Here is a 23,580-nt window from a genome sequence, read left to right on the forward strand (position 1 = left end):
GAAATAAAGGACCGGGCGCAGCTCTTGAATCAAGGGCAGCGCCCGGTCCTTTTTTATCGACAGAGATCGCCATGACCACGACCGAACAGCTGAGTGCCTTGACTTCAATCCTGGCTCAAAGCGGTTTGCACAGTCTGTTCCAGCCGATCATCTGCCTCTCCGAACGCCGGATTCTCGGCTATGAAGCCCTCAGCCGCGGCCCGTCCAACAGTCCGCTGCACTCCCCGGTCGCGCTGTTTGCCGTGGCTCGCCAGGTCGGGCGCCTCAGCGAACTGGAAATCGCTTGCCGCCAGAGCGCCTGCAAACATTTCAGCGCGCAGCAGTTGCCCGGCAAGCTGTTCCTCAACGTATCCCCGGAATCGCTGCTGGAAGCCACCCACCAGCCGGGACGCACCCTGCAACTCTTGCAAGACTTCGGTATTCCGCCGAGCCAGGTGGTGATCGAGCTCACCGAGCAGACGCCGATCGATGATTTCCAGCTGCTGCAGAACGCGCTGCACCATTATCGCGACATGGGTTTCTCGATCGCCCTGGACGACCTCGGCGCCGGTTATTCGAGCCTGCGCCTGTGGTCCGAACTGCGCCCGGACTATGTGAAGATCGACCGGCACTTCATCGATGGCATTCATCAGGATGCCCTCAAGCGCGAATTCGTCGGCTCCATCCTGCAAATCGCCAAGGCATCCCGCGCCCAGGTGATTGCCGAGGGTATCGAAAGGGTCGAGGAACTGGCGGTGCTCACGGAAATGGGCGTCGACCTGCTCCAGGGCTATCTGCTCTGCCGGCCTCAGGAACATCCGCCGCGGGACGGGCGCCACCTGCTGCCCAAGCGTGAAAGCAGCACCGCGCCGCTCAATGACGAAGGCAGCGACCTCAGCGCCCTGCTCAACGAACAGCCGGCCGTCGCGCGTAACGTGCCGACCGCCACCGTGCTGGAAGCCTTCCGCCGCCAGGCCAATCTCAACTCACTGGCGGTACTCGACGAACAGGGCCAGCCTTGCGGCATCGTGCATCGTCATTCGCTGTCCGATGCCCTGCTCAAGCCTTTCGCCACCGACCTGTTTGCCCGCAAGCCCATCAGCCGCCTGATGAGCGATGACTTCCTGGCGGTGGAGCTCAGCCAGTCGCTGCAACAGGTCAGCCGCCTGATCACCAGCCGCGCCCGACAACGGATCGAAGAGGATTTCATCATCACCCTCAATGGCGGCTACCTGGGCCTGGGCCGGGTGATCGATGTGCTCAAGCTGATTACCGAACTGAAGATCCAGCAGGCCCGCTATGCCAATCCGCTGACCCTGCTGCCGGGCAATGTACCGATCCAGCAGTGCCTGACTCATCTGCTGCAACAAGGACGGGAATCGCTGATCTGCTACGTGGACATCGACAGCTTCAAGCCCTTCAACGATATCTATGGCTACGGGCGGGGCGATGAAGTGCTGTTGTGCCTGGCGCAATGCCTGAACGACCGGGTGGACCCGAGCCGCGATTTCGTCGGCCATATCGGCGGCGACGATTTTCTCCTGGTACTGGGCCCCGAAGACTGGCAACGGCGCCTGAACCAGTTGCTGGACGACTTCCATAGCCAGTGCCGGCGCTTCTACCGCAGCGAACACCTGGAAGCCGGCTGCTTCATTGCTCCCAACCGCCAGGGCCTCCGCCAGGAGTTCGCCTTGCTGTCACTGTCCATTGGCGTGGTGCACCTGTATCCACAGGCCTGTGGCCAGCTCGACGCCAGCCAGTTGGCCGAACTGGCCTCGCAAGCCAAGCACCACGCCAAGAACGTGCCGGGCTACAGCATTCACGTGATCGACAGCCGCGAGGCGGCAGGCGGTTTTACCGCTGATGCGGATCTGCCGCGCTCGACTGATTCAACTGCGCCAGTTTGACTTCAGCCAGGGGATGCCCGGCCTTCGCCGCCAGCGTCCACCAACGGACGGCTTCCGTCGCGTCCCCGGCCTTGGCCGGCGAGCCGGCGAGGCTGATGACACCCATCTGGTAAGCGGCCTTGCCGTCCCCGGCCAACCCCGCCAGGCGCAACAGGCGCATGCCTTCTTCCCGAGCCCCCAGGCCCTGGCCACGAAACGCCAGGATATGCCCATAGAAGCTTTGCGCCCCGACATCCCCCAGGTTGGCCATCCGCGCCAGTTGCCCCTCCAGCCAGCGCCAGCAGCGGGGTTGCCGCACAAACCAGGACCAGTGAAACAATCGGCGGGCCAGCCAGTAACCGGCCCGCGCCTTAAGGCGCCAGTACACTCAGGCCTCCGCCGACTCGGGGTATTCGTACTCGAATACGCGCACCACTTCCGAGGCATGCCATGAGGCGGCCGCCACTCCGTCGGAAGGCCCGGAAAAACGTCCCAGACGCTCCACGCACTCGAAAAAACCGGTGCGCGGCAGCCGGCTGGCCCCCTGGCTGATCACCAGCGAGCTGCGCAACGGCTGCTCCGCGCGCGCGTCCAGCGCGGCCAGGTGCTCAAGGGCCGCAGTCAGGGTCTGCATGGCGGGGCTGGGTAGCTGCAAGCGCTCGAGCAGAGCGCGGTAGGTCAAAAGATGGCGTTGCCGACGGGCCTGATCCAGTTCACTCAACAGGCCGTCCCAATGATGACGACTGATCCTTACGCTCACGATTCATCCCTCCAACCCGGAACCGTCAATTCCCAGGCCAGGCTGCGGCGTATAGCGGCGTCCGGTTGACGCTCACCGCTTTCGATCATGGCCAGATAAGACGGACTGATACCTACCGTACGGGCAAGCGCTTCGATGGCGATGCCCTTGGCTTCACGCAAACTGCGGAGTTGATCCAGACCTGGAAGCGGCTGGTCAGTTGTGGTGGCGATCGGCGCCTCGGCGTCTCGCGAAGAGTGGTCGGTGATACCTGCTGCTTTTAACAAAGCCTGATACTGAGCCCATGGCAGCACCGCGTACTCGGGCTCGCCATCGCGTGCGATTATCTGAATATCCATTACTACCCCGTAGGACAACGACACATAACGAGTCGGACTTTTCCTTATGAAGTGTAATCCTAACAGTCACCAAGGTCGCGGGGGCATTGTCGTATTGGATCCTCAGATATCCCGGTTCTTTTTCGGGCCCTCCAGCTGCAATTGTTCCGGGGTAGCGGGCAGGCGCTCGACCACGGCCAGCTTCTCCGGCTGCTGGCGATTGCGCCAGGCACGAAACGCGCCGAGTTCGCCGTCCAGGGTTTTCATGATCCAGGCCAGGACGGCAATGTCATCGAGCATGCCGAACATGGGCAGGAAATCCGGGATGGCGTCCACCGGACTGAGGAAATACATCAGGCCGGCGACCACCGACAGCAATGCCTTGGGGCTGATCGCCCGATACTCGCCACGCCAGTAAGCCAGGCACAGGGCCTGCAGCAGGCGCAGATCGTCCTTGAGCTTGCCAAGACGGCCGCCTTGCTGGGCGCCCTTGCTGGCCACGGCGAACAACAGAGTGGGCAACCGGCCACGACTGAGCAGGCGGCCGGCCAAGGGCAGGAAACGGGCAAAATTCCAGGGTGCTTTCATCGTCACTCCCACTGAAATGTTATCCACACAAATTGTGGATAACCTTGTGAACAGAGCCGCTTTTCACAGCTGAGAGCCCCGTTCTACAAGGGCCCGGCTCAGATCGGGCGTTTTTTACTCACATAAAAAAACCCATTATTTCATTGACTTGGCCGCCTCATGCGGCTAGCTGCGACGCGCCTTGTTAAGACTATGCGCGCTGTCGTCGGTTCGCATTTTTTCCCGCACCGCGACCAGATACGACAACGCCCCGCAAGAGCGGGGCGTTGTCATTGAACCAGCCAGGAATTACTTGGCGTCGTCTTGTTTCGCCGGATCCTTGATACCCAGCAGTTCCAGCTCGAATACCAGAACCGAGTTCGCCGGAATGGCCGGGCTCGGGCTCTGCGCGCCGTAGGCCAGGTCGCTCGGGATGTACAGCTTGTACTTCTCGCCGACATGCATCAGTTGCAGGCCTTCGACCCAACCTGGGATCACGCCGCTGACCGGCAGGTCGATCGGGCTGCCACGCTCGACCGAACTGTCGAACACGGTGCCGTTGGTCAGGGTGCCGGTGTAGTGCACGGTCACCACGTCGGTCGGCTTGGGCTGGGCGCCGTCGGCCTTCTTCAGCACTTCGTACTGCAAGCCGGAGGCGGTAGTGGTCACGCCAGCCTTCTTGCCGTTTTCTTCGAGGAATTTCTTGCCGGCGGCGGCCGACTCTTCGCTGATCTTGGCCATGCGCTCTTCGGCACGCTTTTGCAGGGCAGCAAAGGCTTCGACCAGTTCGTCGTCTTTCAGCTTCTGTTCTTTCTTGCCGATGGCATCTTCGATGCCCTGGGCTACCGCTTTGGAGTCCAGGTCATCCATACCTTCCTGGGCAAGGCTTTTGCCCATGTTCAGGCCGATACCATAGGAAGCTTTCTGCGCCGGGGTTTTCAGCTCCACGCTGGTCTGCGAGTCACAACCCGCGAGTACCAGGCTAACCAGGGCTACCGCCGCCGCTAACCGATGCTGTTTCATGCTATTTCCTTGTTCATGCGCCTAAAGGGCAATCGAATAAAGCCGCGAGCTTATCAGGCGGCCACGACCAATGGCTACCGGCATGAGAGCCGGATTAGCCCGATAAGTTCACGGCTGCAAGGCATTTGCCTGACGCTGGCATCGGATGCTGGCACCGCGGGAATGAGACTCGATCGGTCTTCCAGGTCATGGCCACTTGCCCAGCCGTTTGCCCTGAGGCATAAGAGAGCCCAAATTCGACAAGGATGTACATCTTGCGCCTCTTATTCCGTGTTCTGCTTCTGATCCTCGCCCTGATCGGCGTCGCCCTGGCCGTGGTGCTGTACTACGTGGCCAACCCGAAACTGCCCGATTACGTGCCCGCCCGGCAAGTGCACTACCAGGACCAATGGAGCGCCGCCGACCGCCAGACCTACTACTTCACCCCTCAAGGCACCCAGGTGAAGGGCCTTCGATACGAATGGTTCGCCGCGCTGGAGCTGCCGTTTTCCAGCCAGCGCTTTGCGGCGCCGGAGTACCTGGCCCGATTCGGCTTCCTGGTCGACCCGACGCAACAGGCCAGTGCCGACAACCCGGCGAACCTGCCAGTGGGCTTCACCCGCCATCAGAACCCGGGCAGTTCTCAACAGTACCTGGACATCACCTGCGCCGCCTGCCACACCGGAGAACTGCGCTACAACCAGCAAGCGCTGCGCATCGACGGCGGCTCGGCGCAGCATGTATTACCCTCGAGCGTCCCGACCCTGCGCGGTGGCAGCTTCGGCCAGGCCCTGGTCGCCAGCCTGGCCTCGACCTACTACAACCCGTGGAAGTTCGAGCGCTTCGCCCGCAACGTGCTGGGCCAGGACTACGACGCCGAACACCAGCAATTGCGCAAGGACTTCAAGGCCTCGCTGGACACCTTCCTGCGAGTCGCCTGGAATGACACCCACCGAGGCCTCTACCCCACCGAAGAAGGTCCCGGGCGCACCGATGCCTTCGGCCGGATCGCCAACGCCAGCTTCGGCGACGCCATTTCCCCGGACAATTACCGGGTCGCCAATGCGCCGGTGGATTATCCGCAGCTGTGGGACATGTGGACGTTCGACTGGGTGCAGTGGAACGGCTCGGCCCAACAGCCCATGGCGCGCAATATCGGCGAGGCGCTCGGCGTCGGCGCCACCCTGAATTTCTTCGATGCCCAAGGCCAGCCGCTCCAGGGCGATGCGCGCTATCCATCGAGCGTGCGGGTACGCGACCTCAATCGCATCGAAGAAACCCTGCAACGCCTGAAACCACCGAGCTGGCCCGAAGCGTTGTTCGGCAATATCGACAAGCCACTGGCGGCCAAGGGGCGGACGCTGTTCGCGGAAAACTGCGCCGGCTGCCATGTCCCGTCGGTCACCGAGCTCAATGGGCGGCCGGTCCAGCAACTGAAGATGCTGCCGGTTGCGGTGATCGGCACCGATCCCAATACCGCCAACAATATCGCCGACCAGCGTTACGACCTGAGCGCGCTGCAATGGGACGCCGCCGAGCTGGCGCAGTCGAACGTGGAGCTTCATCCAACCCCCGGCGAACCACTGGACCTGCGCCAGCTATCCGTGGCCAAGGGCCTGGCCTACGTCACCGCCTTCGTCGAGGAACGTGCCTACCGCGACGCCCAGGTGACTGCGGCCGAACGTCCACGGCTCGATGGCTATGGCTTGCCGATTGGCGTTCGCGAACTGCGCGCCTACAAGGCCCGGCCACTGGCCGGGGTCTGGGCCACCCCGCCGTTTCTGCATAATGGCTCGGTTCCCAGCCTCTATCAGTTGCTGTCGCCCCAGGCCGAACGCGCCAGCACCTTCTATAAAGGCACCTTCGAATACGACCCAAAACACTTGGGCTACCGCACCGAGCCATTCAAGAACGGTTTCCTGTTCGACACACGGATCAGCGGCAACCACAACAGCGGCCATGAATTCCGCCCAGGCCAGCGCGGCAACGGGGTGATCGGCCGCCTGCTGCTGCCGGAGGAGCGCTGGGCCTTGCTGGAGTATCTGAAAGTGCTGGGCGGCCCGCTGGAGGCGCAGCTGCCATGATCCAGGCATTCATCAAGAGGACGCTCGCATGCTGATCACCCTGTGGCTGCGCCTCGGCGCCCTGTTGCTCAAGACCCTGGTGGCGCTGGTACTGATTGCCCTGCTCGGCTGGGCGCTGGGCAGCGCCTGGTCGGCCTGGCGCTACCAGGGGCCGGTTGCGAGCGAAGAACAGATCCCGCCCGGCGAAGCCGCCATGACCCAGGACATCATCCAGACCGCCATACGCATCGTCGACCAGTACCGGGACAACACCCGCTACCTGCGCGACGCCCATGCCAAGGCTCACGGTTGCGTAAAAGCCGAGGTGCAGGTGCTGCAACAGCTGGCGCCGGCATTGCGCCAGGGCGTGTTCGCCGAGCCCGGCAAGACCTGGCAGGCCGTGGTCCGGCTATCCAACGGCAATGCCTATCCACAGTTCGACAGCATTCGCGATGCGCGAGGCATGGCGATCAAGTTGTTGAACGTGCCCGGTCCCCAGCTCTTGAAGGACCAACAGGGCCGCGGCGAACAGGATTTCGTGATGTTCAACCATCCGAGTTTTTTCGTCAGCGACGTCGCCGAGTATCGGCAGAACGTTGCCGCACAGGCAGACGGAAAAAAGGTCGCCGCCTTTTTCCCGGGCTGGGATCCACGCACCTGGCAGGTCCGCCATCTGTTCATCGCCCTGGCCACCCTGTCCCCGCCTCCGGCCAGCCCGACGCAAACCACTTACTTTTCGGTCTCGCCCTATAAGTTCGGCAGCGCCAACGCCAAGTTCCGGGTCGCGCCGGACCCGGACAGCTGTCCGGCATACAGCCTGCCGGCGCAAAACCAGGCGCTCCCCAACTTTCTGCGCAATGCCCTGAGCCAGCAGTTGTCGACCGACCGGGTGCCGGCGTGCTTCGTGCTGCAGGTCCAGCGCCAGGATCCGAGCCATTACATGCCCATCGAAGACACCAGCATCGAATGGCGAGAGCAGGATGCACCCTTCGAAACCGTGGCGCGGATCAGCATTCCCGCCCAGGACTTCGATACCCCGCCGCAAAACCTGCACTGCGACAACCTGAGCTTCAACCCCTGGTTCGGGCTGGAGGAGCACCGCCCCATCGGAGGCATCAACCGCCTGCGCAAGGCGGTGTACGAAGCGGTCAGCGACTATCGGCACAGCCGCAACGCCGCCCAGTGACCCCAAAACGAAAAAAGCGGCCCGCGGGCCGCTTTTTCTTGGAAGTATCTAAACACCAGATAGCAAAAAGCCCGCGTTAGCGGGCTTTGCATAATGACCTGGCGTTCAGTGTTCCAGACCATCGAATATGGCGCAGCGGACGGGACTCGAACCCGCGACCCCCGGCGTGACAGGCCGGTATTCTAACCGACTGAACTACCGCTGCGCGTAGCGTTGAAAGCAAGTGGTGGGTGATGACGGGATCGAACCGCCGACCCTCTGCTTGTAAGGCAGATGCTCTCCCAGCTGAGCTAATCACCCTTTACCTTCGTTGCGGGGCGCATTATTACACAGAAATTCATAACGTGCTGATTTAAATAACAAAATTATTAAAAAAAGCTGAATTTCGCTGTAACAGACACCCGCACAATAAACTCAGGCACAAAAAAGCCCGCCTAAGCGGGCTTTCTGTGATGACCTGGCGTTCAGTGTTCCAGATCATCGAATATGGCGCAGCGGACGGGACTCGAACCCGCGACCCCCGGCGTGACAGGCCGGTATTCTAACCGACTGAACTACCGCTGCGCGTAACACTGAAAGCGAATGGTGGGTGATGACGGGATCGAACCGCCGACCCTCTGCTTGTAAGGCAGATGCTCTCCCGGCTGAGCTAATCACCCTTCACGTTCGGTGTGGCGCGCATTCTACGGAGCGCCCCCTGCTCTGGCAAGCACTTTTTAAAATAATTTTTTCAGGCCTTCCAAAGGCTTAGCGGAGGGTTGGCCTATGGAGCTGCGCGGAGAATAATGCCCCCCTTTGTATAAAGGAGAGATTCACCCCATGTGGTTCAAGAACCTGCTTGTCTATCGCCTGACCCAAGATCTGCCTGTTGATGCGCAGGCGCTGGAAACCGCACTGGCCACCAAACTGGCGCGTCCATGTGCAAGCCAGGAGTTGACCACTTACGGTTTCGTCGCCCCTTTCGGCAAAGGCGAAGATGCGCCACTGGTGCATGTCAGCCAGGACTTCATGCTGGTCGCCGCACGCAAGGAGGAACGTATCCTGCCAGGTAGCGTGGTACGCGATGCGGTCAAGGAAAAGGTCGAAGAGATCGAAGCCGAGCAGATGCGCAAGGTCTATAAAAAGGAGCGCGATCAGATCAAGGACGAAATCGTCCAGGCGTTCCTGCCGCGCGCCTTTATTCGCCGCTCCTCGACTTTCGCCGCCATCGCGCCGAAACAGTGCCTGATCCTGGTCAACTCGGCCAGCCCGAAACGCGCCGAAGACCTGCTCTCCACCCTGCGCGAAGTGCTCGGCACCCTGCCGGTACGCCCACTGACCGTGAAGACCGCTCCTACCGCGATCATGACCGACTGGGTGAAGACCCAGCAGGCCGCCGATGACTTCTTCGTCCTCGACGAGTGCGAACTGCGCGACACCCACGAAGACGGCGGGATCGTCCGTTGCAAGCGCCAGGACCTGACCAGCGAAGAAATCCAGCTGCACCTGAGCACCGGCAAGGTGGTCACCCAGCTGTCCCTGGCCTGGCAGGACAAGCTGTCCTTCATGCTCGACGACAAGATGACCGTCAAGCGCCTGAAGTTCGAAGACCTGCTACAGACCCAGGCGGAAGAGGATGGCGGCGACGAAGCCCTCGGCCAGCTGGACGCCAGCTTCACCCTGATGATGCTGACTTTCGGCGAGTTCCTGCCGGCGCTGTTCGAGGCCCTGGGAGGCGAGGAGATTCCACAAGGCATCTGATGCCTTGAGCGATCCCCGTTCGCGGTACAGACGCCACCCTTTCGGTGGCGTCTTCATATAAGAAGGAACAGGCCATGCGTGCACTGGCAGCATTAAGTCGTTTTGTCGGCAACACCTTTGCCTACTGGGTACTGATTTTCGCGGTGGTGGCGTTCTTGCAGCCGGGCTGGTTCATCGGCCTCAAGGGCGCCATCGTGCCGCTGCTGGGGTTGGTGATGTTCGGCATGGGCCTGACCCTGAAGCTCGAAGACTTCGCCGCAGTCGCCCGCCACCCATGGCGCGTGGCGCTGGGCGTGGTCGCGCATTTCGTGATCATGCCGGGCGTGGCCTGGTTGCTGTGCCAGATCTTCCACCTGCCGCCGGAAATCGCCGTCGGCGTGATCCTGGTCGGTTGCTGCCCCAGCGGCACCTCGTCCAACGTCATGACCTGGCTGGCCCGTGGCGACCTGGCCCTGTCGGTGGCGATCGCCGCCGTCACCACCCTGCTGGCGCCATTGCTGACCCCGGCGCTGATCTGGCTGCTGGCTTCGGCCTGGTTGCCGGTTTCGTTCATGGAGCTGTTCTGGTCGATCCTGCAAGTGGTGCTGCTGCCGATCGTGCTCGGGGTGATAGCCCAGCGCGTGCTCGGCGCGCGGGTGCAACATGCGGTGGAGGTATTGCCGCTGGTATCGGTGGTCAGCATCGTGATCATCGTCACCGCGGTCGTCGCTGCCAGCCAGGCGAAAATCGCCGAATCCGGGCTGCTGATCATGGCCGTGGTCATGCTGCATAACAGTTTCGGCTACCTGCTGGGTTACTTCACCGGTCGCCTGTTCAAGCTGCCGTTGGCGCAGCGCAAATCCCTGGCCCTGGAAGTCGGCATGCAGAACTCCGGCCTGGGCGCCGCCCTGGCCAGCGCACACTTCTCGCCCCTGGCGGCAGTGCCCAGCGCGCTGTTCAGCGTCTGGCACAATATTTCCGGGGCCTTGCTCTCGACCTGGTTCCGCCGCATGAGCGAAAAGCCCGGCCCAGTACCGGTCGGCCAGCAGGCGAGCGACTGAGCAGAAAGCTTGATCCGCGGATTAATGCTGGGCACTATACTGCGCAACGCGGGGACGACCCCGCGGCTCGCAAGAGTCATTAATCTGGGGACGACCCCGTCAATCGATGGAGGTCATCATGTCTTGGATCATTCTGTTTTTTGCCGGCCTGTTCGAAGTCGGCTGGGCTGTCGGCCTCAAGTACACCGACGGTTTCAGTCGCCCTCTGCCTACCGCCCTGACCATCGCCGCCATGGCCGTCAGCCTCGGCCTCCTGGGGCTGGCCATGAAGGAGTTGCCGCTGGGCACCGCCTACGCGATCTGGACCGGCGTCGGCGCGGTCGGCACGGTGATCGCCGGGATCATCCTGTTCGGCGAATCCATGGCGCTGTTCCGCCTGGTCAGCGTGGCGCTGATCATTGCCGGACTGATCGGCTTGAAGGTCAGCGCGACCTGATATCCCCGGCGCACGCCACCCACAAAAACGCCTACAACCGTGGGCGTTTTTGCCTCCGCGAAAAGCCTAGCGCCGCGTACCGCGCAGCTCACCGACCAAGGCTTGCAAGCGCGCCGGCTCGGCGGCATCGGCAGGCACCGAAGGGCCCGCTACCAGGGTCACCCGTGACCAGAAGCGCCGGAACAGGCCCTTGCTCGGATCGCGGCTGAAGAAACTGCCCCACAGCCCCTGCAGCGCCAGCGGAATCACCGGCACCGGCGTTTCTTCGAGAATCCGCGTCAGCCCGCCCTTGAACTCATTGATCTCGCCATCGGCGGTCAACTTGCCTTCCGGGAAAATGCACACCAGCTCACCGTCCTTGAGGTAGTGGGCGATTTTCGTGAAGGCCCTCTCGTAGATCTGGATGTCTTCGTTGCGCCCGGCGATCGGGATGGTCCCGGCGGTACGGAAGATGAAGTTGAGCACCGGCAGGTTGTAGATCTTGTAATACATCACGAAACGAATCGGCCGCCGCACCGCGCCGCCGATCAGCAAGGCATCGACGAACGACACGTGATTGCACACCAGCAGCGCCGCGCCTTCGTCGGGGATCGCGTCCAGGTTGCGGTGCTCGACGCGATACATGGAATGGCTGAGCAGCCAGATCATGAAACGCATGCTGAACTCGGGGACGATCTTGAAGATGTAGGCGTTGACCAGCACGTTCAGCAGCGACACCACCAGGAACAACTGCGGGATCGACAGCTTGGCCAGGCTCAGCAGCACGATCGAGACGATGGCCGACACCACCATGAACAGCGCGTTGAGAATGTTGTTCGCGGCAATCACCCGCGCCCGCTCATGCTCCGGGGTGCGCGACTGGATCAGGGCGTACAGCGGCACGATGTAGAACCCGCCGAAGATGCCCAGGCCGAGAATATCGATCAGCACCCACCAGGCATGACTGAACCCCAGCACTTCGAGCCAGCCGTAACCTGCCTCATTGGGCACGATTCCGCCGGAATGCCACCACAGCAGCAGGCCGAATACCGTCAGGCCGAACGAGCCGAAGGGCACCAGGCCGATTTCGACCTTACGCCCCGAGAGCTTCTCGCAGAGCATGGAGCCGGCCGCGATGCCCACCGAGAACACCGTAAGGATCAGCGTGACCACCGTTTCGTCGCCGTGCATCCATTCCTTGGCGTAGGCCGGGATCTGCGTCAGGTAGATGGCCCCGACGAACCAGAACCACGAGTTGCCGACGATCGAGCGCGACACCGCCGGCGTCTGCCCCAGGCCCAGGCGCAAGGTGGCCCAGGACTGGCTGAAGATATTCCAGTTCAGGCGCAGGTCCGGGGTGGCCGCCGCGGCCCGGGGGATGCTGCGGCTGGCCAGGTAGCCGAGCACGGCGACGCCGATGATCGCCGTCGAGACCACCGGCGCGTAATGCGCAGAAGACATCATGATCCCGGCGCCTATGGTTCCCGCGAGAATCGCCAGGAAGGTGCCCATTTCCACCAGGCCGTTGCCGCCGACCAACTCTTCCTCGCGCAGCGCCTGGGGCAGGATCGAATACTTGACCGGGCCGAACAGCGCCGAGTGGGTGCCCATGGCAAACAGCGCGAGCAGCATCAGCGACAGATGATCGAAGACAAAACCCACCGCCCCCACCGCCATGATCACGATCTCGCCCAGCTTGATCAGGCGGATCAACGCGTCCTTGGCGAACTTTTCGCCGAACTGCCCGGCCAGCGCCGAGAACAGGAAGAACGGCAGGATAAACAGCAAGGCGCAGAGGTTGACCCAGATCGAACGATCCCCCTCGATGGCCAGCTTGTAGAGAATGGCGAGGATCAGCGACTGCTTAAAGATGTTGTCGTTGAACGCGCCCAGGGACTGGGTAATGAAGAACGGCAGGAAACGCCGCGTGCGAAGCAAGGTGAACTGCGAGGGGTGACTCATCTTCCATGTCCCTGAGTGGCTTGGATGCTGTTATTGGAGTATCGATTTTCGATCCAGGCCACAACCTTACCTAAAGTTCGCGGATTATTTCGCTAATCCTGCGATGCAGGGCGAAACGAACAACTCGCCCCGATAGGCCCCCTGCAAGGTGCGCTTGCCGACCAGCAGCCACATCAGCGCCAGCGCCAGGACCAGCAGGCTGCCGAAGACCGCGAAAAACGTCAGGTGCAAGGTACTGGCCAGCTTCAGGGTGGTCAGGGCATAGACCCCCAGCGGGAAGGTGAAACCCCACCAGCCGAGGTTGAAGGGAATGCCATCACGCAGGTAACGCAAGGTGATCAACAGCGCCATCAGCATCCACCACAGGCCGAAACCCCAGAGCGTGATGCCGGCCACCAGCCCCAGGCCCTCGGCGATTTCCCCGACGCCCGCCAAGCCATTGGCGGTGAAGATCGCCGGAGCGTCCGCGCCCAGCAGCAACATGCCCAACGCCCCCGTACCGATCGGCCCCAGCGCCAGCCAGCTCGAGGCGGCCATGCTTTCGTGCGGCAACTTGTGCAAGGCCATGCGCAACAGGAGGATGGTCAGGATGCTGAACGCCACCGGCAGCGAAAAGGCCCAGAGCACATAGCTGGTGACCAGCATCACCAGTTGCGAATGCGCGTCCGCCAGGTGCGGCGCCAGCAATCCACCGCTGGCGGCGGCGACTTCGGCGGCGACCACCGGCAACAGCCAGACCGCGGTCATCTGGTCGATGCGGTGCTCCTGGCGGGTGAACATCATGTAGGGGATCAACACCCCGCAGGCCAGCGACAACGCCACGTCCAGCCACCACAGCAGCTCGGCCAGCGCCACTACGCCGTCGCCCCAGCGCGGTACGCCGAACAGCAGGAAGCCGTTGATGATGGTGGCCAGGCCCATGGGAATGGTGCCGAAGAACATCGAGACCGTGGAATGCCCGAAAATCCGCCGCGCCTCGTCGAAAAACAGCACCCAGCGCGCCGCATAGGCCAGGCTGAACAGCACGAACAAGCCGATCGTGAAGAACCACAGCCCCTCGGCCAGCAGATGCAGCCCCGGGATTCGCACCGGCAGCTGGGCCAACGCCAGGGCCAGCACCCCGGTGCCCATGGTGGCGGCGAACCAATTGGGGGTGAACTGGCGGATGGCTTCGCGAGGATGTTGCAGCTGGCTCAGGGGCCGTCTGGTGGCGCGGGTGTTGGTGCATGTCATGGGGGTGTTCTCCTGTCCTCCGATGAGGTAGAGCCCATGGTAGAACCGGATCGAATATCTATATAACGGGTAATTTCTCTATCTGTTATCTATTTTGTAAATATATAGCAGCACACTGTCGACGGTTTCGTGCCCCGCGCTCAACTTTCTTGCGCCATACAAGCCTTGGCGGCTCGGCGACGCAATAACCCCAGCAAGGCCCCCAGAGACAAGAGGATCAACACCCCGCCATAACCATCGGTGGTCGCGACCAGGCCAAAACTGCGCGTCAGGTTTCCCGCCAGCAGGGACGGCAGGCAGAACGCCAGATAACTCAGGACATAAAACGCCGACATCAACCCCGCCCGCTCATGGGGCAAGGCGAGCGGCATCACACTGCGCAAGGCACCGAGGAATCCGGAGCCAAAACCGCCTCCCGTGACCAGGGTGCCGAGGAAGAACAGCGGCAGGCTGGCGGTGTGCACGGCAATGAGGATCAGGCCGATGCCGACAACCAACAGGCTCGCACCCAACTGCAAGACCTTGTCCGCCGGACGATGGCGCAGGGAAAAAATCATCAAGGCACCGCTCAGCGTCAGCACCGCCACCAGGCCGCCACCAATCAGGTTCGAGGTCGAGCCGGTGGCGGTGCGCACCAGCGAAGGCGCCAGCGACAGGAAGAAGCCGCCCACCGCCCAGACCGCCACGTCCACCGGCAGCGCCAGCCACAGCGCTCGCCGTGCCTGGGGCGGCACATGCAGCGTGGGCCGCAGGGAGGCCCAGGCGCCGGGCTGGGCGCTGACCGTCTCCGACAGCCGCCAGACATACAGGGCCTGGGCGACAAACAGCCCGAGCAGCAGCCAATAAGCCAGTTGCAACGGCAGCGGCGCATATTCCACCAGCAAACCGCTGCCCATCGCCCCGCACGCCATGCCCAGCAGCGGTGCGACGCTATTGACCAGCGGGCCCTGCTGGCGGTCGGTATCCAGCAGCGCCGCCCCCAGCACACTGGTGGCCATGCCGGTGGCAAATCCCTGCACCACCCGGGCCGCAATCAGCCAGGCCACGCTTTGCGCCTGGATGAACAGCAGCATCGCCAGGATATCCAGCAACAACGCGCCGAAGATCACCGGCTTGCGCCCCAGGTAATCCGACAACGAACCCACGGTCAGCAAGGCCGCCAGCAGGCTCAGGGCATAGACGCCGAAAATCAGGGTCAAGGTGGCCGACGAAAAATGCAGGGCCTCCTGATACAGGTGATACATCGGCGTCGGCACGCTGGAAGCGGCGAGAAAACTGAGTAAGGTGATCGCCAGAAACATCAGTCTGGAACGATCCGACCGTAACGGCTCGACAGGACTGGACATACGCACGCTCCACTAAAGCTAATATTTTGCTTTTGCGGAGTGTGCTACTGCCTCGCTCTTAAAGCAAATTCTTTGTGTTAAGGTTCGACCCCATGGCTATTAAAGAAGGTTTACGCCCAGGCGGGCGCAGCGCCCGGGTACAGGAATCCATCCATTCGGCAGTCCGCGAACTCCTCGAAGAACAGGAGCGCTCGACCCTGACCGTGCCGCAGATCGCCACCCGCGCCGGCGTGACGCCCTCGACCATCTACCGGCGCTGGGGCGACTTGTCGACCCTGCTGGCGGATGTCGCCCTGGCACGCATGCGCCCGGACAGCGAACCCGCCGCCACCGGCAGCCTGCGCGGCGACCTGCGGGCCTGGGCCGAACAGTACCTCGACGAAATGAATTCCGAGCCCGGGCGCAACATGATGCGCGACGTGCAATGCAGCGCCACGCCCGGCTATTGCGTGAGCATCCTCGGCGGGCAACTGCAGATCATCCTCGATCGCCACCGGCACAGCACAGCGGTGCTACCCGACATCGACCGGCTGCTGAACCTGCTGGTGGCGCCGACGGTGTTCCGCATCCTGTTCGCCGCGCAACCGCTTGAAGTGCAGGAACTGCATGAACTGATCGAGATCGCACTGCGGCCCTGAAACCCTCTGCGCACGCTTCTCCACGGGAGCGTGCCGGCTTGCGCTCAAGCCCGCTGGACGCGCCTTTTCCCCTGCGACACCTGGCCGCGCCAATACCTTGGTCGACACTGACGAACCCCGGACATCGTGCGAGACTGTCTGACCGGGCTTGAACGCCCGGCGCGCCTTTATGTTTGGAGTTCCCATGTCGCTGTCCAGCGGGCTGATCGCTCTCGTCGCCCTGGCCTATATGGCCATCATGTTCGCCATCGCCTTCTACGGCGACCGTCGCAGCACACCCCTGCCGCCACGGGTGCGTGCCTGGGTGTACAGCCTGTCGCTGGCGGTGTATTGCACCAGCTGGACCTTCTTCGGCGCCGTTGGCCAGGCCGCCGAACAACTCTGGTCGTTCCTGCCGATCTACCTGGGGCCGATCCTGCTGCTGGTCCTGGCGCCCTGGGTACTGCAGAAGATGGTGATGATCAGCAAGCAGGAGAACATCACCTCCATCGCCGACTTCATCGCCGCGCGCTATGGCAAGTCCCAGACCCTGGCGGTGGTGGTGGCGCTGATCTGCCTGGTCGGCGTGCTTCCTTATATTGCCCTGCAGCTCAAGGGCATCGTGCTCGGGGTGGACCTGCTGATCGGCGCCGGTGCCGACACCATGGGCACTCGCGCCCAGGATACGGCGCTCATCGTGTCGCTGATCCTGGCCCTGTTCACCATTGTCTTCGGCACCCGCAACCTCGACGCCACCGAGCACCATCGCGGCATGGTGCTGGCGATCGCCTTCGAATCCCTGGTCAAGCTGCTGGCCTTCCTCGCCGTTGGCGCCTTTGTCACCTATGGCCTGTACGACGGCTTCGACGACCTGTTCAGCCAGGCGATGCTCGCTCCGCGCCTGGAGCGGTACTGGCAGGAAACCATCAACTGGCCGTCGATGGTGGTGCAGACCGGCGTCGCCATGATGGCGATCATCTGCCTGCCGCGGCAATTCCACGTCACCGTGGTGGAGAACATCGAGCCCCAGGACCTGCGCCTGGCCAAATGGGTTTTTCCCGCCTACCTGGCCCTGGCCGCACTGTTCGTGGTGCCGATCGCCCTGGCCGGGCAGATGATGCTGCCCAGCTCGGTCCTGCCGGACTCCTTCGTCATCAGCCTGCCCCTGGCCCAGGCCCATCCGGCCCTGGCGGTACTGGCCTTCATCGGTGGCGCGTCGGCCGCCACCGGCATGGTGATCGTGGCCAGCGTGGCGCTGTCGACCATGGTGTCCAACGACATGCTCCTGCCCTGGCTGCTCCGCCGGCAGAGCGCCGAGCGACCGTTCGAAGTGTTCCGCCACTGGATGCTGTCGGTGCGCCGGGTCAGCATCGTGGTCATTCTGCTGCTGGCCTACGTCAGCTACCGCCTGCTGGGTTCCACCGCGAGCCTGGCGACCATCGGCCAGATCGCCTTCGCCGCCGTGACGCAGCTGGCCCCGGCCATGCTCGGCGCGCTGTACTGGAAACAGGCCAACCGTCGCGGGGTGTTCGCCGGGCTGGCGGCGGGCACTTTCCTGTGGTTCTACACTCTGGTCCTGCCGATCGCGGCCCACAGCCTGGGCTGGTCGCTGAGCAGCTTCCCGGGCCTGGCCTGGCTGCACAGCAACCCGCTGCACCTGCCGATCACCCCGCTGACCCAGGGCGTGGTGCTGTCGCTGGCGGGGAACTTCACCCTGTTCGCCTGGGTTTCGGTGCTGTCGCGTACTCGGGTATCGGAACACTGGCAGGCCGGGCGCTTCATCGGCCAGGAAATCAGCGGCCGGCCCAGCGCCCGCTCGATGCTCTCGGTACAGATCGACGACCTGCTCAAGCTCGCTGCGCGTTTCGTCGGCGAAGAGCGGGCTCGCCAGAGCTTTATCCGCTTCGCCTACCGCCAGGGCAAAGGCTTCAACCCCAACCAGAATGCCGACGGCGAATGGATCGCCCATACCGAGCGGCTGCTGGCCGGTGTGCTTGGCGCCTCCTCTACCCGCGCGGTGGTCAAGGCCGCCATCGAAGGCCGCGAGATGCAGCTTGAGGACGTGGTGCGCATCGCCGACGAAGCCTCGGAAGTGCTGCAGTTCAACCGCGCGCTGTTGCAAGGCGCGATCGAAAACATCAGCCAGGGCATCAGCGTGGTCGACCAGTCCCTGCGGCTGGTGGCCTGGAACCGCCGTTACCTGGAACTGTTCAACTACCCGGACGGGCTGATCAGCGTCGGCCGGCCGATCGCCGACATCATCCGCCACAACGCCGAGCGCGGCCTGTGCGGACCGGGCGAAGCCGAAGTGCATGTCGCCCGCCGCTTACACTGGATGCGCCAGGGCCGCGCCCACACCTCCGAGCGGCTCTTCCCCAATGGCCGGGTGATCGAACTGATCGGCAACCCGATGCCCGGCGGCGGTTTTGTCATGAGCTTCACCGACATCACGCCGTTCCGCGAAGCCGAACAGGCCCTGACCGAGGCCAACGAAGGCCTGGAACAGCGGGTAGCCGAACGTACCCACGAACTGTCGCAACTGAACGCCGCGCTGACCGAAGCCAAGGGCAACGCCGAGGCAGCCAACCAGTCCAAGACCCGCTTCCTGGCGGCCGTCAGCCACGACCTGATGCAACCCTTGAACGCCGCCCGGCTGTTCTCCGCCGCCCTCTCCCACCAGAACGACGGCCTGTCCGCCGAGGCCCAGCAACTGGTCCAGCACCTGGACAGCTCCCTGCGCTCCGCCGAGGACCTGATCAGCGACCTGCTGGATATCTCGCGCCTGGAAAACGGCAAGATCACCCCCGAACGCAAGCCGTTCGTACTCAACGAGCTGTTCGATACCCTGGGGGCCGAATTCAAGGCCCTGGCCCAGGAGCAAGGCCTGAAATTCCGCCTGCGCGGCAGCCGCCTGCGAGTCGACAGCGACATCAAGCTGCTGCGCCGGGTCCTGCAGAACTTCCTGACCAACGCCTTCCGCTATGCCAAGGGGCCTGTGCTACTGGGCGTGCGCCGCCGGGGCGAGCACCTGTGCCTGGAAGTCTGGGATCGCGGGCCGGGCATTCCACTGGATAAACAGCAGGTGATCTTCGAAGAGTTCAAGCGCCTCGACAGCCATCAGACCCGCGCCGAAAAAGGCCTGGGGCTGGGGCTGGCGATCGCCGACGGCTTGTGCCGCGTCCTCGGCCATGGCCTGCAGGTGCGCTCATGGCCCGGCAAGGGCAGTGTCTTCAGCGTCAGCGTGCCACTGGCCAAGACGCTGGCCAGCGCACCGGGACAGGTGGCCGAGCTCAACGGCCACCTGCTTTCCGGCGCCCAGGTCCTGTGCGTCGATAACGAAGACAGCATCCTGATCGGCATGAACAGCCTGCTCACTCGCTGGGGCTGCCAGGTCTGGACCGCACGCAACCGGGAAGAATGCGCGGCGCTCCTGGGCAAGGGCGTACGGCCGCAACTGGCGTTGGTGGACTATCACCTGGACGAGGGCGAAACCGGCACCGAGGTCATGGCCTGGCTGCGCACCCAGATGGGCGACCCGGTGCCCGGCGTGGTGATCAGCGCCGACGGACGCCCGGAGATGGTTGCCGAAGTCCACGCCGCCGGCCTGGACTACCTGGCCAAGCCAGTGAAGCCAGCAGCACTGCGGGCCCTGTTGAGCCGACACCTGCCGCTCTGACGCCGCGCCAGCCGCTGCTGCCGGCGGCGCTCACCGATCAGTCCGGCAGTTCGAGCACGGCGCCGTCGGCATCGGTCATCGCCCGTTCCAGCAGATCCGCCGGCAGGCTCTTGCTGGCTCGCGCACCGAGCAAGCGCAGTTGTTCGCTGCGACTGACCAGGTTGCCGCGCCCTTCGGTCAGCTTGTTGCGCGCAGCGCTGTAGGCCTTGTCCAGCTGTTGCAGGCGATTGCCGACTTCGTCCAGGTCCTGGATGAACAACACGAACTTGTCGTACAGCCAACCGGCTCGCTCGGCGATTTCCCGAGCGTTCTGGCTTTGCCGCTCCTGCTTCCACAGGCTGTCGATCACCCGCAGGGTGGCGAGCAAGGTGGTCGGGCTGACGATTACGATATTGCGGTCGAAGGCTTCCTGGAACAGATTGGGTTCAGCCTGCAGGGCGGCGGAAAAGGCCGCTTCGATCGGTACGAAAAGCAGCACGAAATCCAGGCTGTGCAAGCCTTCCAGGCGCTTGTAGTCCTTGCCGGCCAGGCCCTTGACGTGATTGCGCAAGGACAGGACGTGCTGCTTCAGCGCCGCCTGGCCGATCGCTTCGTCGTCCGCGGCGATGCATTGCTGGTAGGCCGTGAGGCTGACCTTGGAATCCACCACCACTTGTTTGTCGCCGGGCAGCATGATCAGTACGTCAGGCTGGAAACGCTCGCCATCAGGGCCCTTGAGGCTGACCTGGGTCTGGTACTCGCGCCCCTTCTCCAAGCCGGCATGCTCCAGTACCCGCTCGAGAATCAGCTCGCCCCAGTTGCCTTGGGTTTTCTGGCCCTTGAGGGCCCGGGTCAGGTTGGTCGCCTCGTCGCTCAACCGCAGGTTCAGCTGTTGCAGGCGCTCCAGTTCCTTGCCCAGGGAGAAACGCTCACGGGCTTCGGCCTGATAACTTTCCTCGACCCGCTTCTCGAAGGACTGGATACGCTCCTTGAGCGGGTCGAGCAATTGTCCGAGGCGCTGCTGGCTGTTTTCGGCAAACCGCTGCTCGCGCTCGTCGAAGATCTTGCCCGCCAGCTCGGCGAACTGCGCCCGCAGCTCGTCCCGCGAACCTTGCAGGTCGTCCAGGCGCTGCTGATGGCTTTCCTGCTGCTCGCGCAGCTCGGCGGTGAGCGATGCAACCTGGGCGTCCAGGCGTCGCAGCTCGGCTTCCTTATTAGCCCGTTCGAGGTTCCAGGCATGGGCGGCATCGCGGGCATTGTCGCGCTCGATCTGCAGCAACTCGACTTCCCGGCGCACCGCCGCCAGGTCGACCTGCTTCACAGTGTTGGCCTGGGCCAGGTCGCTGATTTCGTCGCGGCAGGCATCCAATTGAGCGTTCAAGCCGTCCTGCGCCAGCTGCGCCGTGGCCAGGCGCTCTTCCAGCAGGGACAGTTCGTTTAGTCTGGAGCTCAGACGGCGCTGCAATTGCCAGGCGAGCACGGTCAAGGGCAATGCCGCGCCTGCCAGCCCCAGCAGTACACCGGTCAAGTCCATAGCCATAGCCACTCCAGGCAGGGAAATAAAGCTTGAAGGTTAACCAAGCGACCGGAGCTTGGACAGCTCAGTCTTCGATCTGGCCAAGCTCACGCTGGGCCTGGCGGTCGCCGGCGCGGGCCGCCTGGCGCAACAGATCGTGGCCGATCCGCCGGTCCCGGGCATTGCCGCATTCGCGGCACATCAACTGGCCGAGACGGCTCTGCGCCGCCACCACCCCTTCCCGCGCCGGCTGCTTGAGCAGACGCCCGGCAAAATGCTTGACGTTGCGGTTATCGCCCAGGCGCGGACTGTCGAGCAGCCACATGGCCACACGCAACGAAAAACGCTTGGATTCGGTAACACTGGAAGGTGAAGAGGTAACAGAAGGTGATACTGAGCGAAACTTCATAAAGCACTGTAGGGCAGATCGGAAGGCGCGCCACTCTACTCCTTTTTTCGCATGCGTAAAGTCGAAAAAAACTCGGCACGCCCGTGCTAGAGCAAGCGCTTGGGACAATCCACAGAAGCTGTGGATAACTCAGTGGACAACCGCCCTACAAGTCGCCGAAAGCCCCACGGGACGGGGCTCGCAGTCAAACTGACGATTTTTTCACCAGTAAAAAAAACCGATGTTTTTCATTGACTTAAATTTTCATCGCAGGCATTGGAGGGCGCCGCGGATGAGGTGACAGGTCGGTGACAGGCTGCGCAACTATTGTGCACAAGTACCCGCGATCCAGTTATATCGATGCACCTTTTTTGTCCATTCCCGGGAAAACGACAACCGCAATGAAGACTCTGGTAACAAACGGCCCGTTGCTGCGGCTAGATGAGCTTTTTGCCTAACACACTTGCAACAGGCAATTCAATTCGATATCATCCACAGCGTTAGTACCAAGCTGAAAGTCAATTCTGGTCGAACAAATCCCCTTCGGTTCACCTTCCCTCAAGAGAAGTCTTACCGATCCCATTGGGACCGACCACCTCGCTGGTTTCCAGGTAAAGCTTTCGCCGACACGCCCTTTGAACACACTGCAAAGGATGTCGCGATCCCCTTACTCTGACCGAACCAACCTGCAATTGATCAGGATCTTCACCTGGGGCCCAGAACCTTAACCCCCGCTGTGACTGCCTGACCTCCTAAGTACCTACCTGCCAGCCCTAGCGCGCACTTGATAAAGCGCTTCCAACTGGCTGCTTTGTTCCAGTCGGGTTCTTCGTTCGACCAATGGTGGTCGGCGTTACTGGAACGTTTTAACGTTGCACGGTTCTTAACCGTGTCATTTGTAGGAACACCCAATAACTATGTCTACTCAAATCCAGACTCAGGATGCCATCCGCACCCTCACCAACGCTTTTGCCCCAATGAACTGCCTGATCATGGCCGCTCGCAAGGGCTGCTTCAGCTTCACCCTGGTCAACGAACACGGGATCGCCCGCCATAGCGAACGCCTGTACCCCGACCAGTACTCCAGCGCCGAGCCGCTGCAAGCGGTGATCGAACGCACCCGTCAGGCCCTGACAGCCTGAGATGCCAAAGCGTTGAAACGTCGAAGCCTCGCCTGAACAGCGGGGCTTTTTTATTGCCTGTTATTTCGACTTGGCTGCCGGCGCTAAAGCACGATCCGATATAAGGGTTATAACGCAACGTTGGAAATATTTTAAAAACAGGCCTTTACAGCAAAGATATGACACTACACTTCAACTCAAGCGGCACGATCCGCTTCCGGCGAGCCTGACCGACCCACCGCTGCCAAGCTCCCCCTCAGGCTCAGCCGGCCACTTCACGTTTCGAGGGCTTTATGGGTATCGCCGCCAGCGAACTGTGCCGCTATGTGATTCGTCCGACCCTGATCTATCTGGGCAGTCACAGCCGTACCGCGGAATCCCTGCTACTGGGTATCGCCGCCAGCCAATCCGCCCTCGGCTCTGCCCTCCACGACCGCCGGGGCCACGACCTCTACCGCATTGCCGAGCTCCGCCACCAGGCCCTCTGGGACCACTACCTGGCCCTGGACCCGGAACGCGCCAGCCTGGTTCGCGGACTGGCCAGCCAGCACGCGTTCCTCAGCGGCCCGCACCTGGAATTGACCGTCAACCTGCGTTACGCCACTGCCATTGCCTGGCTGCTGGTCGAAGAGCAAAACACCCCGCTCCCCCATGCCGGCGATCTCGTCGGCATGGCGCGCATCTGGCGGCAGATCTTCCAGCCGCAAGGACGCCTGCGGGACTTCACCGATGCCTGGCAGACCTGCGTGGCGCCACTGCACCAGGTCGCTTGTTGATCGGGCTTTTT

At 62.7% G+C, this 23,580-nt stretch carries 20 protein-coding genes and 4 tRNA genes; 10 read left to right on the forward strand and 14 right to left on the reverse strand.

Features of this window, described 5'->3' with window-relative positions; translation table 11 throughout:
- The first annotated feature begins 71 nt into the window (after positions 1-71).
- Positions 72-1,886 (forward strand): bifunctional diguanylate cyclase/phosphodiesterase, encoded by a 1,815-nt coding sequence (locus TO66_RS22990; protein WP_044464426.1) that lies wholly within the window; start codon positions 72-74, stop codon positions 1,884-1,886.
- On the opposite strand, the gene TO66_RS22995 is transcribed toward TO66_RS22990, so the two are convergent.
- The 5 genes from TO66_RS22995 to TO66_RS23015 form a co-directional block, all read right to left on the reverse strand.
- A complete protein-coding gene (locus TO66_RS22995) occupies positions 1,834-2,253 on the reverse strand; it encodes a hypothetical protein (RefSeq protein WP_044464427.1) in 420 nt (139 codons plus the stop codon). The genes TO66_RS22990 and TO66_RS22995 overlap by 53 nt on opposite strands.
- Positions 2,254-2,625 (reverse strand): hypothetical protein, encoded by a 372-nt coding sequence (locus tag TO66_RS23000; RefSeq protein WP_044464428.1) that lies wholly within the window; start codon positions 2,623-2,625, stop codon positions 2,254-2,256.
- Positions 2,622-2,963: a helix-turn-helix transcriptional regulator gene (locus tag TO66_RS23005; RefSeq protein WP_044466139.1), complete on the reverse strand. Its 342-nt coding sequence runs from the start codon at positions 2,961-2,963 to the stop codon at positions 2,622-2,624. The genes TO66_RS23000 and TO66_RS23005 overlap by 4 nt, the downstream gene beginning before the upstream one ends.
- A 102-nt stretch (positions 2,964-3,065) precedes the next feature.
- The gene (locus tag TO66_RS23010; RefSeq protein ID WP_044464429.1) at positions 3,066-3,530 is read right to left on the reverse strand and encodes a YkvA family protein; all 465 of its coding nucleotides are present in this window, start codon (positions 3,528-3,530) and stop codon (positions 3,066-3,068) included.
- A gap of 288 nt (positions 3,531-3,818) precedes the next feature.
- Positions 3,819-4,532 (reverse strand): FKBP-type peptidyl-prolyl cis-trans isomerase, encoded by a 714-nt coding sequence (locus TO66_RS23015; RefSeq protein WP_007927823.1) that lies wholly within the window; start codon positions 4,530-4,532, stop codon positions 3,819-3,821.
- A 254-nt stretch (positions 4,533-4,786) separates the two neighbouring features.
- On the opposite strand from TO66_RS23015, the gene TO66_RS23020 reads away from it, so the two are divergent.
- The gene (locus TO66_RS23020) at positions 4,787-6,595 is read left to right on the forward strand and encodes a di-heme-cytochrome C peroxidase (protein WP_044466140.1); all 1,809 of its coding nucleotides are present in this window, start codon (positions 4,787-4,789) and stop codon (positions 6,593-6,595) included.
- Positions 6,596-6,623: 28 nt separating this feature from the next.
- Positions 6,624-7,760: a catalase family protein gene (locus TO66_RS23025; RefSeq protein WP_044464430.1), complete on the forward strand. Its 1,137-nt coding sequence runs from the start codon at positions 6,624-6,626 to the stop codon at positions 7,758-7,760.
- 128 nt (positions 7,761-7,888) lie between these two features.
- On the opposite strand, the gene TO66_RS23030 is transcribed toward TO66_RS23025, so the two are convergent.
- The 4 genes from TO66_RS23030 to TO66_RS23045 form a co-directional block, all read right to left on the reverse strand.
- A tRNA-Asp gene (locus TO66_RS23030) sits at positions 7,889-7,965 on the reverse strand.
- A gap of 19 nt (positions 7,966-7,984) precedes the next feature.
- Positions 7,985-8,060, reverse strand: a tRNA-Val gene (locus TO66_RS23035).
- 187 nt (positions 8,061-8,247) lie between these two features.
- Positions 8,248-8,324 (reverse strand) — tRNA-Asp (locus TO66_RS23040).
- Between the two features lie 19 nt (positions 8,325-8,343).
- Positions 8,344-8,419 (reverse strand) — tRNA-Val (locus TO66_RS23045).
- 160 nt (positions 8,420-8,579) lie between these two features.
- On the opposite strand from TO66_RS23045, the gene rdgC reads away from it, so the two are divergent.
- From rdgC to sugE, 3 genes are all read left to right on the forward strand, one after another.
- Positions 8,580-9,500: a recombination-associated protein RdgC gene (gene rdgC / locus TO66_RS23050; RefSeq protein WP_044464431.1), complete on the forward strand. Its 921-nt coding sequence runs from the start codon at positions 8,580-8,582 to the stop codon at positions 9,498-9,500.
- A gap of 74 nt (positions 9,501-9,574) precedes the next feature.
- The gene (locus TO66_RS23055) at positions 9,575-10,540 is read left to right on the forward strand and encodes a bile acid:sodium symporter family protein (RefSeq protein WP_044464432.1); all 966 of its coding nucleotides are present in this window, start codon (positions 9,575-9,577) and stop codon (positions 10,538-10,540) included.
- Positions 10,541-10,658: 118 nt separating this feature from the next.
- Entirely contained in the window at positions 10,659-10,976 is a 318-nt protein-coding gene (gene sugE / locus TO66_RS23060; protein WP_044466141.1) for a quaternary ammonium compound efflux SMR transporter SugE, read from the forward strand.
- A 66-nt stretch (positions 10,977-11,042) separates the two neighbouring features.
- Here sugE and TO66_RS23065 read toward each other — a convergent pair whose 3' ends face one another.
- The 3 genes from TO66_RS23065 to TO66_RS23075 form a co-directional block, all read right to left on the reverse strand.
- Positions 11,043-12,917, reverse strand: a complete 1,875-nt coding sequence (locus TO66_RS23065; RefSeq protein WP_044464433.1) for an MFS transporter — start codon at positions 12,915-12,917, stop codon at positions 11,043-11,045.
- 84 nt (positions 12,918-13,001) lie between these two features.
- Entirely contained in the window at positions 13,002-14,150 is a 1,149-nt protein-coding gene (locus tag TO66_RS23070) for a TDT family transporter (RefSeq protein ID WP_044464434.1), read from the reverse strand.
- A gap of 140 nt (positions 14,151-14,290) precedes the next feature.
- Positions 14,291-15,496, reverse strand: coding sequence for an MFS transporter (locus TO66_RS23075; RefSeq protein ID WP_044464435.1), 1,206 nt, complete (start codon positions 15,494-15,496; stop codon positions 14,291-14,293).
- 92 nt (positions 15,497-15,588) lie between these two features.
- On the opposite strand from TO66_RS23075, the gene TO66_RS23080 reads away from it, so the two are divergent.
- Both TO66_RS23080 and TO66_RS23085 read left to right on the forward strand, forming a co-directional pair.
- Positions 15,589-16,134: a TetR/AcrR family transcriptional regulator gene (locus tag TO66_RS23080; RefSeq protein ID WP_044464436.1), complete on the forward strand. Its 546-nt coding sequence runs from the start codon at positions 15,589-15,591 to the stop codon at positions 16,132-16,134.
- A gap of 184 nt (positions 16,135-16,318) precedes the next feature.
- The gene (locus TO66_RS23085) at positions 16,319-19,789 is read left to right on the forward strand and encodes a PAS domain-containing hybrid sensor histidine kinase/response regulator (protein ID WP_044464437.1); all 3,471 of its coding nucleotides are present in this window, start codon (positions 16,319-16,321) and stop codon (positions 19,787-19,789) included.
- 37 nt (positions 19,790-19,826) lie between these two features.
- Here TO66_RS23085 and rmuC read toward each other — a convergent pair whose 3' ends face one another.
- Both rmuC and TO66_RS23095 read right to left on the reverse strand, forming a co-directional pair.
- Positions 19,827-21,194, reverse strand: coding sequence for a DNA recombination protein RmuC (gene rmuC, locus TO66_RS23090; RefSeq protein WP_171820109.1), 1,368 nt, complete (start codon positions 21,192-21,194; stop codon positions 19,827-19,829).
- Positions 21,195-21,369: 175 nt separating this feature from the next.
- On the reverse strand, positions 21,370-21,693 hold the full coding sequence (locus TO66_RS23095) for a hypothetical protein (protein ID WP_044464439.1): 324 nt from the start codon (positions 21,691-21,693) through the stop codon (positions 21,370-21,372).
- Between the two features lie 896 nt (positions 21,694-22,589).
- Here TO66_RS23095 and TO66_RS23100 point away from each other — a divergent pair.
- Positions 22,590-22,814 (forward strand): hypothetical protein, encoded by a 225-nt coding sequence (locus TO66_RS23100; protein ID WP_007927809.1) that lies wholly within the window; start codon positions 22,590-22,592, stop codon positions 22,812-22,814.
- 272 nt (positions 22,815-23,086) lie between these two features.
- Positions 23,087-23,569 carry a hypothetical protein gene (locus tag TO66_RS23105; RefSeq protein WP_044464440.1) on the forward strand — a complete coding sequence of 161 codons (483 nt, stop codon included), beginning with the start codon at positions 23,087-23,089 and terminating at the stop codon, positions 23,567-23,569.
- Positions 23,570-23,580: the final 11 nt, after the last annotated feature.

Origin of the sequence: Pseudomonas sp. MRSN 12121 (assembly GCF_000931465.1) — a bacterium.
GTDB lineage: Bacteria > Pseudomonadota > Gammaproteobacteria > Pseudomonadales > Pseudomonadaceae > Aquipseudomonas.